Source organism: Rufibacter ruber (assembly GCF_001647275.1).
Lineage (GTDB): Bacteria > Bacteroidota > Bacteroidia > Cytophagales > Hymenobacteraceae > Nibribacter > Nibribacter ruber_C.
Map to the genome: position 1 here is coordinate 24,534 of NZ_LRMM01000048.1, position 15,356 is coordinate 39,889.

At 49.2% G+C, this 15,356-nt stretch carries 17 protein-coding genes and 1 tRNA gene; 10 read left to right on the forward strand and 8 right to left on the reverse strand.

Annotated features, from left to right (window positions below):
• Positions 1 to 134 precede the first annotated feature (134 nt).
• From A8O25_RS15980 to A8O25_RS15990, 3 genes are all read right to left on the reverse strand, one after another.
• Positions 135 to 449, reverse strand: coding sequence for a hypothetical protein (locus A8O25_RS15980; protein ID WP_066836690.1), 315 nt, complete (start codon positions 447 to 449; stop codon positions 135 to 137).
• A gap of 272 nt (positions 450 to 721) precedes the next feature.
• On the reverse strand, positions 722 to 1,843 hold the full coding sequence (locus A8O25_RS15985) for a site-2 protease family protein (protein WP_066836692.1): 1,122 nt from the start codon (positions 1,841 to 1,843) through the stop codon (positions 722 to 724).
• A complete protein-coding gene (locus A8O25_RS15990; protein WP_066836694.1) occupies positions 1,836 to 2,480 on the reverse strand; it encodes an HAD family hydrolase in 645 nt (214 codons plus the stop codon). The genes A8O25_RS15985 and A8O25_RS15990 overlap by 8 nt, the downstream gene beginning before the upstream one ends.
• Before the next feature lie 77 nt (positions 2,481 to 2,557).
• Here A8O25_RS15990 and A8O25_RS15995 point away from each other — a divergent pair.
• The 3 genes from A8O25_RS15995 to A8O25_RS16005 all read left to right on the forward strand — a co-directional run bounded on the left by A8O25_RS15995 (position 2,558) and on the right by A8O25_RS16005 (position 4,069).
• Positions 2,558 to 2,631 (forward strand) — tRNA-Ile (locus tag A8O25_RS15995).
• A 661-nt stretch (positions 2,632 to 3,292) separates the two neighbouring features.
• Positions 3,293 to 3,574 carry a hypothetical protein gene (locus A8O25_RS16000; RefSeq protein WP_153042790.1) on the forward strand — a complete coding sequence of 94 codons (282 nt, stop codon included), beginning with the start codon at positions 3,293 to 3,295 and terminating at the stop codon, positions 3,572 to 3,574.
• 48 nt (positions 3,575 to 3,622) lie between these two features.
• The gene (locus A8O25_RS16005) at positions 3,623 to 4,069 is read left to right on the forward strand and encodes a GNAT family N-acetyltransferase (RefSeq protein ID WP_066836725.1); all 447 of its coding nucleotides are present in this window, start codon (positions 3,623 to 3,625) and stop codon (positions 4,067 to 4,069) included.
• Between the two features lie 138 nt (positions 4,070 to 4,207).
• Here A8O25_RS16005 and A8O25_RS16010 read toward each other — a convergent pair whose 3' ends face one another.
• The 4 genes from A8O25_RS16010 to A8O25_RS16025 are packed head-to-tail and all read right to left on the reverse strand — an operon-like array spanning position 4,208 to position 9,848.
• Positions 4,208 to 4,516, reverse strand: coding sequence for a rhodanese-like domain-containing protein (locus tag A8O25_RS16010; RefSeq protein ID WP_066836698.1), 309 nt, complete (start codon positions 4,514 to 4,516; stop codon positions 4,208 to 4,210).
• Complete coding sequence (locus tag A8O25_RS16015; protein ID WP_066836700.1) at positions 4,513 to 6,342, reverse strand: T9SS type A sorting domain-containing protein; 1,830 nt, start codon at positions 6,340 to 6,342, stop codon at positions 4,513 to 4,515. Before A8O25_RS16015 ends, A8O25_RS16010 begins: the two co-directional genes overlap by 4 nt.
• Positions 6,343 to 6,352: 10 nt before the next feature.
• Entirely contained in the window at positions 6,353 to 7,141 is a 789-nt protein-coding gene (locus A8O25_RS16020) for a PASTA domain-containing protein (protein ID WP_066836702.1), read from the reverse strand.
• Positions 7,142 to 7,148: 7 nt separating this feature from the next.
• Entirely contained in the window at positions 7,149 to 9,848 is a 2,700-nt protein-coding gene (locus A8O25_RS16025; RefSeq protein ID WP_066836704.1) for a D-alanine--D-alanine ligase family protein, read from the reverse strand.
• 434 nt (positions 9,849 to 10,282) lie between these two features.
• Between A8O25_RS16025 and A8O25_RS16030 the strand changes: the two genes are divergently transcribed.
• The 4 genes from A8O25_RS16030 (at position 10,283) to A8O25_RS16045 (ending at position 12,195) form a co-directional block, all read left to right on the forward strand.
• On the forward strand, positions 10,283 to 10,891 hold the full coding sequence (locus A8O25_RS16030; protein WP_066836706.1) for a CbrC family protein: 609 nt from the start codon (positions 10,283 to 10,285) through the stop codon (positions 10,889 to 10,891).
• A gap of 281 nt (positions 10,892 to 11,172) precedes the next feature.
• Positions 11,173 to 11,529, forward strand: coding sequence for a hypothetical protein (locus A8O25_RS16035; RefSeq protein ID WP_153042791.1), 357 nt, complete (start codon positions 11,173 to 11,175; stop codon positions 11,527 to 11,529).
• Between the two features lie 65 nt (positions 11,530 to 11,594).
• Complete coding sequence (locus tag A8O25_RS16040; RefSeq protein WP_066836709.1) at positions 11,595 to 11,855, forward strand: hypothetical protein; 261 nt, start codon at positions 11,595 to 11,597, stop codon at positions 11,853 to 11,855.
• A 121-nt stretch (positions 11,856 to 11,976) separates the two neighbouring features.
• A complete protein-coding gene (locus A8O25_RS16045) occupies positions 11,977 to 12,195 on the forward strand; it encodes a hypothetical protein (protein ID WP_066836711.1) in 219 nt (72 codons plus the stop codon).
• 739 nt (positions 12,196 to 12,934) lie between these two features.
• Here A8O25_RS16045 and A8O25_RS23040 read toward each other — a convergent pair.
• Entirely contained in the window at positions 12,935 to 13,309 is a 375-nt protein-coding gene (locus A8O25_RS23040; RefSeq protein WP_153042792.1) for a hypothetical protein, read from the reverse strand.
• Between the two features lie 107 nt (positions 13,310 to 13,416).
• Between A8O25_RS23040 and A8O25_RS16050 the strand changes: the two genes are divergently transcribed.
• The 3 genes from A8O25_RS16050 to A8O25_RS16060 all read left to right on the forward strand — a co-directional run bounded on the left by A8O25_RS16050 (position 13,417) and on the right by A8O25_RS16060 (position 15,032).
• On the forward strand, positions 13,417 to 13,911 hold the full coding sequence (locus tag A8O25_RS16050; protein ID WP_066836714.1) for a hypothetical protein: 495 nt from the start codon (positions 13,417 to 13,419) through the stop codon (positions 13,909 to 13,911).
• Between the two features lie 28 nt (positions 13,912 to 13,939).
• A complete protein-coding gene (locus A8O25_RS23045) occupies positions 13,940 to 14,473 on the forward strand; it encodes a hypothetical protein (protein WP_153042793.1) in 534 nt (177 codons plus the stop codon).
• A gap of 151 nt (positions 14,474 to 14,624) precedes the next feature.
• On the forward strand, positions 14,625 to 15,032 hold the full coding sequence (locus A8O25_RS16060) for a hypothetical protein (RefSeq protein WP_066836723.1): 408 nt from the start codon (positions 14,625 to 14,627) through the stop codon (positions 15,030 to 15,032).
• Positions 15,033 to 15,356 lie beyond the last annotated feature (324 nt).

Consider the following 15,356-nt stretch of genomic DNA (forward strand, 5'->3'; position numbering starts at 1 on the left):
CCGCCCTGTTCAAAAAATGATAAATCAGTGCAAGTGGCCTCAGAGCAAAACAGGCCAGTGATTTCTGTTTTCAGGCTGTTTTTCTGAAAACAGGCCAAAAACAGGAGGCGGTCCTTTCGCCCATCACAGGCGCCTCAATGACTTCTGATCTCTCCCAGCAGAATCTGCAGGATTTTGTTCACCTGGTCTGTTGTGAAGTCTGTAAAGCAATCAATGGCCCTGATGGTCCGGTCCAGGCTCAGTCTGTACCCGTAATGAAAGGTGATGATTTGATTGGCCTCATTCAGGTAGAAATCAATCTGGACCAGGTTGGCCGAAGAGGCAAATTTCTCCAGCGTTCTGCAGGGAAGGGGGAACTCATTGGTGACATACCCGCCGGTCAGAACCATTACATCCTGCATGGCAGGCTCTAATTCGGCCACAGCCATATTGGGTTTTATAATTTTCATACGCACCAGATTAGTTTATAAAGGTACTTCTAATCTGGCTGAGGCGCAGTTAACAAATTGTTAAGGATGCCCGCCCCATTCCTCCTGCCCTCGTCAACTGTCAATTTGCCTTTGGCCAGGAGCGGTGGCCCCCCTGTGCTTTCTACGCAAAATGCCCGGCGGAACAAAATGGGGCGTTCTGCGGGGCCTTCTGGTGCCGTTAGTTTTCCGGCTTTCAAAGCTTTTTCTGTTTTGCCTGTTTTTGAGAAAACAGGCCCAAAACAGAAGGGGGGCTAATCAATAAGAAAGGGGGCGGGACTGAAGCAGAGCACAAACACCACCATGGCCAGGCAGCCCAGCCACACGCGGCCTTTGCTCAGGGGCTGCTCATTGGGGCAAGGCGGATGGAAAATTCCCATGAACCGGGCGAGCAGCAGCCCGAACACCAGCCAGCCGTTATACCCCTGCACCTGGGGCCAGAGCAGGCCGCAGGCCCCCTGGGCACACAACACCCCGGCCGCTACCAGAAAACCGCGCCTCGCCTCTGGGAACAGCGGCCGGAAGACCACCAGCAGGTACACCACATACCCCCCGTACAGCCACCCGTTCGCGGCCCAGTTGCCGTCAAGGGGCAGCAGCCCCAGACCGGCATAGAAGATGAAAAGGGTGAAGAGCAGCGGCGACAGGCGGTTGAACCGTTCATAGCCCAGCAGTCCGTAGAGAATGTGCCCCCCGTCTAACTGCCCAATTGGGAGCAGGTTCAGGGCGGTAAAGAACAAGGCAAGGAAGCCCGCAAACAAGACGGGGTAGTGCATGACCTCGTAGCGGTTGGGCAGCAGGGTGGGATCAGCCACGGTCTGCTCAAACAGCCAGAACAGCAGGTTCTTGCCCAGAGAAATGTCTTCGGCGCTGCGGTAGGCGTAGGCAGCGTAGTTTTCGCCCCACAACCGGTACTGCGGGTGAATCTCATACAGGTACTCTAACGGGGGTAAATGGGTGAACCCGTACCAGAGCAGCCCCACCGCCACCACAAAACCCGCCAGCGGCCCGGCAATGCCAATGTCAAAGAATTCCTTTCGGGAGAAGATACGCTCCCTGATCCTGATAAAGGCGCCCATGGTCCCAATCCCGAAGGTAAAGCCCAGCCACACCGGGATGTAGTACGGCAGCGTAACCCGTACCCGGTAGTACCGCGCCGTGACATAATGCCCAAACTCATGCACCGTGAGAAAGCCCAGAAATGCCAGGGAGAACACCAGCCCGCCCCCTATTTCCTCCCAGGAGATCAACGGGATCCAGGAGAAACCGTCAGGGCCGTAGGAGAAGGATTTGCCGTACCGCCACTCGGCCCCCGCCATGGTGGTGGTGACCAGCGTGAGCAGAAACAGCACACCGTGCAGGGCGGCCTTACGCATCCTGGGCGGGAAGTGCGTCTTTTAACGCCTGGTTGATGGTGAGCGGCGGTGCCAGGTGAAGGGTCTGCAACCCTACCATCTTTGCCCCCTCTATGTGCTGAATGCTGTCATCAATGAAGAGGGTTTCTTCTGCCTGGAGGCCATTCTCAGCCAGGATTTGCTCAAACACCTCTGCCCCGGGCTTGCGCCTGCGCACCAGGTGCGAATAATAGGGTTTGTCAAAGAGGCTGTCTAGGCTGGGCATGCCAAAGCAGTCTTGCACGGTTTGGTTGAACGCCTTCATGTGTATGGCGTTGGTGTTACTGAGCAGAAATAGCTTGTAATGTTTCTTAAGGGATCGCAGCAGTTCAATGCGCTCAGCCGGAATGTCCAGCAGCATGGTGTTCCAGGCCATATCAATCTGTTCGTCAGTGGCTTCAATGTCATATTCCCTCCGGAGGCCATCGCGGAACTCAGCGCAGGTGATATCTCCCCGCTCATAGAGGTCAAACAGCTCAGACTGAGCCTTCTGGCTGAAATCTACCTGGTCTGCGGTTTTGCTGTAAGCTTTAAGGGCATCTGTGCTCAGGGCATAGTCAATGTTGATAATCACGCCGCCCAGGTCAAAGATGATATTCTTGATGGAAGAAAAATTCACAGTTTAAAAGGTTTTGTTTTGTGTTTTGCGGTACAAATTTGTAAAATTGCACCACCAAATCAAAGAACGGTTTGGACGGGCCTATAGCTCATTCGGTTAGAGCAACTGACTCATAATCAGTAGGTGCTTGGTTCGATTCCAAGTGGGCCCACTTCAGCATCAAGGACTTACGTAAAACGTAAGTCCTTTTTTATTCTCTTATATAAATGTATGTTTAACAAGAGAACCGCCTTTACCCGTTGTCATTTCCCCCGCCTGATCAACGGTTTGTCTACAGTGAACATGTGAAAAGTGAGCCTTTTCTGCTGCTATTGGCTGGAAGAAAAGGTTGAAATCACCCAGTAATTGTTTAATGGCGCTGCTGCTGAATTGAAAATCTGCTTAGAGCATTAGTACATTTTGATCTACCGGCGAAAAGTGCCAGAGAAAGGTTCTCCGGAAGCAGTTTTGGAACCGCGTAACAGTGCTACAGAACCAAAAACTGGGAACGAAGGTTCTTTCTTGGCGTTTTCAAGACTAAAAAGATATTTTAAACTTGCCCCTACGCAGTACGCTTACTTTATCGCTTACCAGTTTTAAAAGTTATACAGGCTCAAAAAGCTTAGCGTGCATTTTTCATTTGCGCTGCAAAACAGAATGCTAGGCAGGCTCTATGAAAACTCCAGACGTATGCAGTCGCCAGACAGAGAAACAATTCAAACGGGGAATGACTTCAAAATTGAATATGAGCCTCTGACTGATATTCTGTTTGTGCACTGCCCCCTTCCCAGACGCTCACGTTAGAAAATATCAACGAGGGTTTCCGGTTGGTAGTGAAAACCATCATTACCCGCAACATCTCCTACCTGCTGGTGAATCCCAGCCAGGCCACCACCCATGTAACCATAGAGCAGCACCAGGCTGTAAGTAACGTCTTTTTGCTCAACCTGTTCCCCACCAAACTTAAGAAGCTTGCCCGCATTGTCAGCACAGATGAAGCGCGCGAGGAGCGGGTACACGCCATAGTCAGAGATTCCCATTTGGCCTTTGAGTTCAGGAATTTCAAAGATGAAGCCGCGGCCGTGCAGTGGTTAAAAGGCACCCGTGCTTCATGAAGTCAAAATGCCTTCTTACGTTTGTCTTTTCCCCGTTACCACCCGCCCATGGAATTAAAGATTGTCTGCAGGAAGTTTGATGCGCTTACCCCTCATGAACTATATGAGAACCTTCGCCTCAGGAGTGATGTGTTTGTGGTTGAGCAGCAGTGTATTTTTCTGGATCTGGATAACAAAGACCAGCACTGCTACCATCTGCTCCTGTATGGGCAGGAGGAATTAGTGGCATCTTCCAGACTGGTACCGGCAGGCGTGAGCTACGCAGAGATGTCTATAGGCCGGGTTGTCACCAGTAAGATGGTGCGGGGCACGGGCGTGGGCCGGAAACTCATGCAAGCATCCATTGACCAGATGTATGCGCTCTTCGGCCAGGGGCCGATTAAAATTGGGGCGCAGCTGTACGCTAAAAAGTTCTATGAAAGCCTGGGCTTTGTGCAGACGGGTGAGGTGTATGATGAAGACGGCATTGACCACATTCACATGGTAAAACAGTAAACAGCGCCCAACTGTGCAGGACTACTGCTGTTCCCTTCTCCCGCTTTAACTCAGAAGGCCAGGCGGTTCAGCTCTTACCACAAATCCCGTTTCGGGGCTGTTTCTGGAAAACAGCAAAGGGAAAGCAGCAGGCAGAAGTTACTGTGCCTCGTTAAACGCCAGCATGCCGCCTTCTACATTACGCACATGTTTAAAGCCCTGTTGCTGCATAATGGCCTGGGCGGTGGCAGAACGTTTGCCTGACCGGCAGTGCACCAGTACTTCCTGCTCTTTGTAGTCATCCAGCTCAGACATGCGCTCCGGCAGCGAGCCAAGGGGAATAAGGATGCTCCCGGGAATGCTTTGCTCCTCATGTTCCCATGGTTCGCGCACATCAAGAATAACCGGGGTCTCGTGGTTGGCCAGGCGCTGCTTCAGTTCTGCGGCAGTGATATCAGAAGTGATCATCTTTGTAGAATTAGTTTAGAGGTTCTTACTTGGGTTCCGTTGATTGCCTTGACAAGGTACAAACCAGCAGGCAGATGTACCAAAGAAAGTTGCTGCCCCGCCCGTACCTGCTGCCAGACCTGCACGAGCTGCCCGGTTAAGGAATATACCTCCAGCCGCTCAGCCTTCTGCCCCACCTTGAGCCAGTCACTGGCAGGGTTAGGGAAAAGGAAAGGCGCCGCACTGGCAATTTCTTCTGCGGCAGAGGTTATGGTACCGGCCATGACCGGCCTGATCATCAAGGCTCCCCCCAGGCCAGTCAGGGTTTCCCAGGAGGTGGTGGTGCCTCTGAGCAAAAGCATTTTCCCTTCTGCGTCTTCACTTAAATCAAACCCGATGTTGACGAAGGTGGCCCCCGCCGGTTGGCGGTAGCCCACGTAGAAGCGCCCCTGCACCGCTATGGGTTGCGTGAGCTCTATATCTAACCAGTTGTTGAACTGGTCTGCCGGGGGAACTGAAAACGGCTGCTCTACCAAAGGCTGGTCTGCTGGTCTCCCGTTTTGGTCTCCCCAGATACGCAGGTAAAGGGTTGTGCCGGGAGTATTGGCACCGGTAAAGAAAAGCCGCACCCGTTTCACCCGGTCGGGTTTAGTCAGGTCAAACTGATAGGCTACATTCACTGCGCTGGAAGAGGGGAAGCTTAACGTCCCTTCGGCCGAGCCGTCATCATAGGCAAAATAATCATGCAGATCAGTTTGCCGGGTGAGCGTGTCATTGTAAAGCGTGTGCAGGAGCGGCTCTTTGGTGTTGAGGAAGAGCGTGGTCTGAACAGAAAACGGGGTGCTCTGGGTGCCTAAAAAAGCGGCAGAAGGTGCGCCGGCAATGGTTTGTTGTGCGTTCCCGGCTACGGGGGCGCTACCGCGAAGGAAGGTGTCTACAGCCCCTGTGGTCAGATTCCGGGCAAAGGCCCGCCAGCTGATGGCCGCCGGCACACCGCTGTAATTCACAAACTGGGCCCCCACCTGCTGCCGTAGCTCACCGCCCGCGTTGTCTGAGAAATGCCAGACGGGCATGGCAGTGTAGCGGTTGAGCAAAGACGGCAGCTGGGAGGTGAAGGCTACATCTGCCACCTGCAGCTGGCCTTTTCTGCGGTTCTTGTCCAGAAACACATAATCTACGTGCCATACATCCCGCAAACCGTTCTGGCCGCCGCCGCTCACCCACCTGAATTGAAAGCCGTCATACAGATACCGTCCTTCTTTCAGCGCCAGCATCACCGGCGCAAAATCAGTGCTTCGGCCAGTGCCGCGCTGCTCCCACACCTGCTGCCAGATCCCGTTTTCCTCTTTGAACTCCAGCCGAAGGTAAAAGTTAGGTGCGCCAGAATAATTGGGGGCATCTAAAAGCCCGCCCGCCTGCCAGTAAAAGCTGAGGTAGACAGAATCCTGGGGCAGAAAACGGCCCAACTGCAACGGCTTACTGGTGAGCGTGTCATTAGGCCCCACTGACGACAACCCGCCCCGGGCGACGCCATTGGCATCAAAGCCGTCAAAGGTGGCGGCAAAGACAGAAGGCGGTTTTTTGGCGTACCGGTCACTCACGTAAGCGCCCCCGCGGCCCAGCCACCGGGCCGGGTCAGGGCTGCCTTCCCCCTTCGCAAAGTCATCAAAAAAAGGAAGCCCCAGCGTATCACCGTCCGCGAGGGGAAGGGGATCTGCCGTGGGCTTCCTTTTGTGTGGCAACTGCCGGGCCCGGGAAGGGTCCTGGGTGAGAGGGGAAAAAACCTGGGCCTGGGCTGACCATCCCCAGCAAAGTGCTATAATAAAGAGTGTCAGCCGTTGGCGCATGAGGTTTGGTTTATTGTACTGGTGCTACCGGTTGCGGACCGGCCACCCAAAGGTCAATGAGTTCTCCCGCCCTGATCATGGCGCCTTCACCCGCCACCGGTCGTTGCTTTAATACGGTTCCATCGGCTTCGCCGTTGGGGGCACCCATGTAAATCACGGCCCCAATTTTAAGGCCCTGACCGGTCACCACCATGGTAGCCTCATCTATGGGCATTCCTACTAACGAAGGAACCTCCAGCTGCGTATTCCCCAGCCCGTCTCCCACCTCTAAATCTACACGTGACCCTTTAGCCACAGGATCTCCCGGCTGTATCTCCCGGCCGTTCACGTACTGCCGCAGCACTGAGTTCTGGGCCAGGTCTGGCACATATTTGATTTCGCCAAGATTCAGGTCATAGCTCTTCAGAATCATCTCAGCGTTCTGCACCGAGCCGCCAATGAGCTTAGGCATCTTGATCAGCGGCGGGTTTTTCATGTTGATGCTCACGTAGATCTTGCGGCCCTGCTTCACCTTCTCCCCCGGCTTGGGATCCTGGGTGATGACCGTGAAGGGCGCCATGCCCTGCTGGTAGGTAGAGTCATTCACGTAGAAGTTCAGGTCTTTGTCGCCCAGGAAGTCTTCCAGTTCTTCTACGCTCATGCCGGTGATCTTGGGTACCGTGATGGTCTCGCCGTGGTTAGTGGTGCTGGGCAGGTACACAAAAAAGAACAGGAACATCAGGAGCAGCACAATGGCCAGCATGATGGCCAGGTGCTTAAACAAATCACCCGCGGTTTGGGCTTTCAGGAGCTTACTCATCTACGTATTATGAAATAACTTTTTTAGTGCGTTCCATACCGAATTGCAGAATGCGGTCTATGAAATCATAAGGTTTGTAGCCGTTGATGGCGGTCTGGTGGAAGATACAGGTGGCCGGGGTCATGCCGGGCAGCGAGTTCACCTCAATGATGATGGTCTCCACTTTGCCGTCTTCAAACACGCGCACAAAAGCGTCAATGCGGGCATAGCCTTCTATCCGGAGAATTTCTGCCACCCGTTTCAAATCCTGCTTCACGTGGTCTGAGATGCGCTGGCGCTCCTCAGGGTCCCGGGCGTAGCGGGCCGGGGTGATGTTCTGCCCCTCCCCTGCCAGGAACTTCTCCTCCAGGCTCAGCACCTCCCCTTCGGCCAACGCCTCAGAGGCCTCAAATATTTCATAGTGGGTTTTACCGTCTGGCCCGTAGCTGGTGAGCAAACCGCCCGTAATCTCCAGAAAATGCCTGGCGCCTTCTTTGGAGATAAGGTTCTCAATGAGGAAATACCCCTTCAACGGTACTTCTTCCTTGAAGCTTAGTTTGAGCACCCGCGCCGGCGTCTCTGGTATCTCCACTGAATTTCTGAAGATCAGCTCTGCAAACGCCTCCAGTTCCTCCCGGGTCTTGATCTTCTTCACCGCAGAGGAGCAGCCGTCATCTGCCGGTTTGGCAATGAACGGGTACTTGAAATTCGCCTCTATGCGCCGGAAGAAAGCGTTACGGTCTTCTTGCCAGTCTTTTTTGAACGCCAGCATGTGCTCAGCCACGTGCACCCCGTTTTCCCGCAGGATCTTATTGGTCTCAAACTTATTGATGGTGATCTGAGAGCTTTGTATACCGGAGCCGTTGTACGGGATATGGAATTTCTCCAGCTCTGTCTGCAGCACCCCGTCTTCACCGGGGCGGCCGTGCAAGGCAATGAACACGGCGTCTACCAGGCTCCTCAGCTGCTCATACGGCAGGCGTTGCGGCTTCTGCAGGGAATTGCCCGCATACAGCTTGGTGATGCCCTGGGCCTCTTCTTTGATCTGCGCCAGCACTGGGTGGGTGGGAATGCCCGCTTCAGAGGCCTCAATCTTCTCCTTGATGTCATCAGCGTTGTCCTTCAGCATGATGTTGATAGGAATCTGGTACAGCTGGTGCGTGTGGTCATCTCCGGTCAGGAAGATAGGGATGGGCTCATACTTGGTAGACGACGCCAGTTTCTCATAGATGTTGCGGCCGCTCTCTACTGAAATGTGACGCTCAGAGGAGTAACCGCCCATAATCACCCCTACCCGCAGTTTGTCATGGCGGTGGGCGCGCTCATCGGCCATGGCCGCATCTAGTTTTTTCAGGAGCGACATCAGGTGCGCGGTGTTCTTGCCAGATTTCACCCGCTCTGCCATAGAGGTTCTGATGATGTAGGTCAGGAACTGTGACGGGTTCAGGCCAATCTCAGCGGCCTGGTGGAAGAAGAACGAAGACGGCAGCATGCCGCTGGTGGTGTTGGGGTCGTTGAGGAAAATCTGGCCGGCCTCGGTGATAAAGCCATCCAGGCGGGCGTACACGTTAAAGCCCAGGCTGGTGTACAGGCGCTCACACTCCTGCCGTATCTGCTGGATCTGCTCAGTGGGCAAATCAATGGGTGTGATTTTGCGGCTAAGGCCAGGCAGGTATTTGGAGCGGTAGTCAAAGACCTCGCCGCCTTTTCTGATTTCGGTGGGCGGCAACGCTATGGGCTGCCCCTGCTGGTCCTGCACCACAATGCAGGAGAACTCACGGCCGTTGATAAAGGCCTCTATGAGCACCTGCGTCTCGCTCTCCACACTGGTGAGGGTGAGCGTTTCCGGGCCGTTTTCGCCAAAACTGGCCGAAAGTAGCGTGAGCAGTTCTTCAGGGGCATACACCAGTTCGCCCGTCTGGGTCTGTACCGGCAAGCCGATGCCCTCCCGGATATCAGTGAGCGTCTTGACAAAGTTCAGCTGCTGCGCGGGGCTCTTGCTGTTCCACTCGTCCCGCTGCAGGGTGATGGAGAACAGGCTGCGCGCCACCGCCTCCTCAAACAGCTGGAGGTCTTTTTCCTTGATGATGGACACGCCAATGGATGAGCCCTGGTGCGGCGCTTTCAACACCAGCGGCAACCCCAGGTCTGCCACTAACCCGTCTAGCAAGGCGGTGCGGTCCTGGGAGTGGTGCCACTCCTGCGAGCTCAGAATACGGTAGTCCGGTGTAGCAAACCCGTGCTGCTGGAGCAAGGCCTTCTGCGCTATCTTGTCAATGCCTATGGCCGAAGGCAAAATACCAGAACCGGAATACGGAATGCCGTACCATTCCAGCAAGCCCTGGATGCTGCCATCTTCGCCGTACGGGCCGTGCAGGGTCAAAAAGGCGAAGTCGAAGAGCTGCCGGAACTGGTGCGGGAAGATGCGCTGGCCCACTTTGGCGGCTATTTCCTCCAGCTCCTGCTCGCTCAGCTGCCCCAGCGACTCCAGGTACATCTGCAGCCCATGCTCTGTAGGCGGCACAACCTCTACCGGCGGGTAAAAATCCCGGATGGTGCCTTTGTAGATGTAGTGCCAGTCCAGCAGAATGAAGTTCCCCAGGCTGTCAGCGAACACCGGTACGGCCTCAAACAGGGATTTATCTAAATTATCGAAGACGGTTCGGCCACCGGCGAAAGAGATTTCGCGCTCCCGGGATGGCCCACCGAAGATGATTCCAATTTTCATTAGGGCAAAGATACTGGTTTTTGCTTGTTCAGCGCTAGTGGTTCAACGCGGTTCTTTCTACTAGCTTCTCACAAGCGAAAGTACCCGTTCAAAACCCGTTTTGGAGCTGTTTTCAGAAAAATAGCGCCAAAACGGGAATCAGCCGCCCCTGCCGTAGCCGTAATTTATCCGGATAACTTACGGCTACGGTCCCCTCCCCTGCATTTTCCTGCCCCCGCAGTCATAGGAATTGGAAGGGGAAAGTGCTTAAAATTAGTCTGAGGAGTAGTTTTTTCTTGAACTTGCAGAAGTTGCGCGTATTCTGTACCTTGATGCTGGATACCCGCCACAGACGCAACGAAGGCGGAAACGGTCAATCTTCGCCTATAGTGGTAATAAACGTAATAGGTACGGTTATACGGTAGTTGGGTGTAAGTTAAATTAATAAACCGCAGATGACTTTCAAGTATTTTGACCGACCAGACAAGTTCACGAGTTTAAAGGAGGAAGAAACAATCTGCGATTTCTGCAAACAGGAGAAAATATGTTTCAGCGGAGAATCCTTCAGAGGAAGCGCCGATTTTAACTCGATTTGCCCTGAATGCCTAAAAGCAGGAAAGCTGCTCGGCTCAGATTCCTACTCCTGCAATGGCGACATCAAAGAGTTAAAGCGACAAATTAAGGCACTCCAACCGTCTCTGTCAGACCAGGAAGTGGAACAGCTTGCACAAGAAAAAACAGAGGAGCTAGAGAGAACCACACCTCACCTTGTCACGTGGCAGGATTGGTTCTGGCCATGCGCGGACGGCGATTACTGCCAATTCATAGGATTTGGTTCAAAGCCCCTCTACAAGCAGTTAGCAAAAGAAAAAATGGAGAAAGACTTCTTTATGGATTCTATCTACTACGACTTACGAGATTCCGACTTGGATTACCTTTGGGAAGACGTTTTGCCAGAAAAGGAAATCAAAGATTATGAAGCCAGCAATGATTATGGCGCACTTTTTTACGTGTTCAAAAGCCTTGAATCAGATAAGGTTGTAACCATCTGGGACTGTAACTAAGATAAGAAAACCTACACCCAACATTGTGTAAACGTCAGCCTTCGGCCGACGGCCTTGGCCGTCGTTTACACGAGGCCGTTATGTGCAAGTCTAAAGATGAAACATTTCGGTCAGGGCTGCCAACCCTTGTCTTTAAAGCATAACACAAACTAAAAAGAATAAAGACGGCAGAATATTAAACTGAACAGATTACTTGAAAAGTTATTTTTTAATAATCAAAGCTTTATCAATTGGCTAAACAAATTGATAAAAAATTAACCTTTAAACTAAAGTTATTAAAAATGAAAAGAATTATAGTGCTTATAATTTTTGGTTTTATTACTATCAAAGGCTTTTCTCAAAACATTTCAAATGTTAAAGCAGAAGAAAGCCATTTATATGTTTACGATGGTAATGGGCGAAAAGTCAATGACTTCTACTGCACAGGAAGAATGTTTGGATTCTCCTCTCTTATTATTGGTTCGGTAGGAGACAAAAATCACGTTTATGTATATAATGCAGAAGGTAGAAAGTTGAGTGATTTTTATGTTACTGGAACACCAGTCAATGTTTCTGGTGACCAAATAATAAGCAAAAGTGGAAACCATGTGTTCGTGTATAATAAAGAAGGCAGGAAAATAAACGATTACTTCGAATAGAAAAAAATACCCTGTTGTTTTAAAACAAACGACAGGGTATTTGCTATAATAAAAAAAATAATTATATGAAACACCTATTCCTTTTTGTTACACAGTACTTAGGATATCAAAATTTTCAAGGCAAAGTAAGAGCTCAAAGCCAAAACTTAAATATTCAATATTTAAATGATGACCCAATTCATGTTGAAATTTCTAATGTAATTAATAATCAGCAAGGTTTAATTGGTAAAGTAGTACATATTGTTATAACATCTGAAAATCCTGTAAAAGGAAATCTTGAGGGATATATTACTGAAGAAGCTGAAATTATTCAATTTACACAGTAAATGGTTTAAAAAGACCTAGCACATAACAATGTATAAACGGCAGTGTCGGCCGATGGCCTCCACCGCCGTTTATACTAACCGTTAGCTGTTATTGTAAACATGGCTCCTGCATCAGCATTCAGTGAAAAGAAAAAAAGCAAGAGCAAGCGCTGAAGCCAAATTCTGGCAAGAAATCGCAGAAAAGAACTGCAAAAGTTTTAAATTACTCCAGCAAAAGAGAGCAGACGTACCGCGACTTTTACCGCAAAAAGTAGCAGAAGTAGCAAAAGTGGGAACGGACGCAAAATGCGTGCTCAGCAATGCGTGCAAGCCGACGGCTAAAAATGCGTTTTCGGCCTGATTTCCGGAAAACAGGCCAAAAAGGGACGGATAAAGAATTTGTCTTATGCTCCGGTTTTGCGATTTCGGGCTACTTTTCTGGAAGTTGGCCAAAAACAAAAAAGCAAAAAGTAGCAGTCAGCGCAAGAAACAACACACAGCTAACAAGAGCTAAACGGCATCTCGGCCGACGGCCATCGCCGCCGCTTAGCCTAACCGTTGTGCGTAAGTGAAAGAACTTTTTACCAGCTGGAACGGCAGAAAAAATTATCAGCAAGAGTAGCAGAAGCAAAAGAAAATCAGCAGGTTTTTAGATTAGCTTAGCAAAAGAAATGGAGAGCTGCCCGACTTCGACCGACTGATGTTTCAGAAGAGGAATTTGACGTTGCGTTTGAGCAAAAAGAATTGACGTAGAATGCTTGCAGAACCGACCGATGCAGAAGCGTTTCCGGCCTGTTTTCCGGAAATCAAGCCAAAAACGGACGTGCCTGACTCTTCGTTTTCCTGTTTTCGGCCTCCTTTTCTGAAATCAGGTCAAAAACAGAAATAAAAAACGCGCGGGGAAACTTAGAAGAACACCTCCGCACAACAACGCATAAACGTCACCTTGGCCGACGGCCTGCGGCGGCGTTTATACCAGTACGTTACCCGCAATTGAAAACATAGCTTGTAGCTGGCCACTCTGTGATTCGCAAAAAGTCAAAAGCAAAATTTGAACATGAATTCTGGGGCCAAATTATTAATTTAACTCAGTAAAAGAATTAAATTACCTCAACAAAAGAAAGCAGACGTACCCCGCCTTTATCGGCTTGCGATGCAGAAGAGGAATTGACGCAAAATGCGTTCATTATTAAGTGCAGCTCATTCCGGCCGATGGCCAGCGTTTTGGAGCCGTTTTTTTGTAAATCAAGCCAAAAACAAGCAACAACGACTTTGACCGGCAAAAGCAGCAAAAGAGAACTCGCCAAAAATATGAGCGGCTCACACCGGCCGATGGCCAGCGTATAGGAGGCGACTTTGTTTAACCAGGGCAATAACAGAGTAAGGGTAAAGTGGCAAGAATGCCAGAAGTAAGAAAACAACAGCGGGTAACAACAGCTAAACGTCAGCTGGGTTTCCCCCGGCCGACGTTCCATCGCTGCCTGCAACCGCCGTCTCGGTCGACGTGAATCTCCGATTCAGTCTCCCAGCCGTCGTTTAGCCCAGCCGTTGGCGGTAATTGTAAAATTTTAAATTAATAAAAATGGAAAAGAAGCTCATTTTAGATTCACTAGAAAAACTAAGTCAAGAAATTGAAAGTAAATTTAACACAGTTGTCCTTCGCAGAATGTATGCTCATAAATCAAGCGGCATATTCAGAACCATCTACCCTATAGATAACAAAAGTTTGTCAGGCAAGGAAAATAACGTTTTTGGGCCTTCTTTCCCTAGGCTCAAATCCTTCAACGATAATAATGCTAATTATGTATGTTTAGTCCTTATTCCAGTTAATGAACATGGAATAGTAATAAAATCTAATCTTAGTACATCAACAGATACTTTCAAAACAGTGACTGATTTTTGTGCTAATGATTTAGGTTTGCAGGTATATGATGGCGGACAAATTAAAATGAGTTATATAGTCCCAGAAGGGATGGAAACTGAAAACATATATTCATCAAAGGACTACCCGATAACACCTGAAATATATTCTAAACTTGGAAGTGTTTCTTATAGGAGAATTTTGTATTATTTATAATCCAACAACGACTAATCTTTCTAACAAAATGGGAATATTTGATTTTTTAAAAGGAAGTGAAGGAACTACGATTTCTAAAAGTTATTTAATCAATGGAATAAATATAGAAATTACGATTGAGAAAGCTACATCACCCTCTGGATATGTAAAAAGCAGTATTTTTAGGGAAACAATCTCAAATGGAATACAGACAATAAAATCAACTCAATCAACTACAAAAAGCAATTTTTTTAGTGAAGTTAGTATTCTTTTAAAAAGGATGGATGGAAAACCTTGGGGAGCACAAAGTGCTGTTGATTCTTTATTGTATTTTTGCGGAGATGAAATTAGAAAATACGGAAAATTAATAGATGTTGATATTGAAGGATATGTTGATTCTATTATGCATGTAACAGTAGCAATTAACAAAAGCCGAGGAAAGAATCCATTGAGTGAAGAAGAAGGTATAAGTCTTAGAAATCAGTATAAGGATATAATATATAAAACATTTTATGACCATATTTATGTTAATAAGCGCATCGATACACCAACGCCTAAACTTGTTAAATTAAGTGAAGCATAGTTAGAAAAACAACTCCCGCCAACATTGTGTAAAAGTCATGCTACGGCCGACGGCCTAGCACGTCTTTTACACGAGTCCGTTAGGCGTAAGTTAAAATATTAAGAAACGGCATTCCAGACAGGTAGAATTTTGAAAAATCAAAAACCGATACATGACGTTTTATCTGTTAATTCCATTGGTTGTTCTCTTGAGCTTTAAGAATCCGACTAAAGTAGAGTTAGTTGGGAAATGGGCTTATGAAGGAGCAGTAAATAAAAACAACAAAACGGATTGCTGTACAGAATGCCCCGACTTAATAGAGTTCCGCAGCAATAACTCCTACATCGTAATGAACGACTGTTATGGAGCCGACCCAATGAAGCCGATAGTAGAGACTGGAAAATGGGAAGTTGCGGAATCTTCTAAAAAGGTAATTCTAAAAGAAAGAAAATTCACGACAAACCATTACCTCTACTCACCGAAGAAGCAAATTGAACTGGCAATTATATCATTTGATGGGAAAAAGCTAAAAGTGAGATACGCTCAAGGAAAAATAGAGCAGTACACCAGAGAAAAATAACCTACGCCTAACATTGCATAAACGGCATCCCGGCCGACGGCCTTCGCCGCCGTTTATACTAGGCCGTTAGTTCATATTTTAGATATCTACCGCTTCGCTAAACTCTGCAGAAGAAACAGCAGAAGTTCTAAAAAAGAAACATGCAAAGTTGCAGGCGCCACATAAAAACACCGGCAAAAGGATTTAGATTAGCTTATTAAAAGCCAGAGGACGCACCTCGACTTTTACCGGCAAAAGTTGCAGAAGAGGAATAGACGTTGCGTTTGAGCAAGAATTGACCGGCAATGCGTGCGCCCGACTTCGGGAATGCGTTTCTGGCCTCGT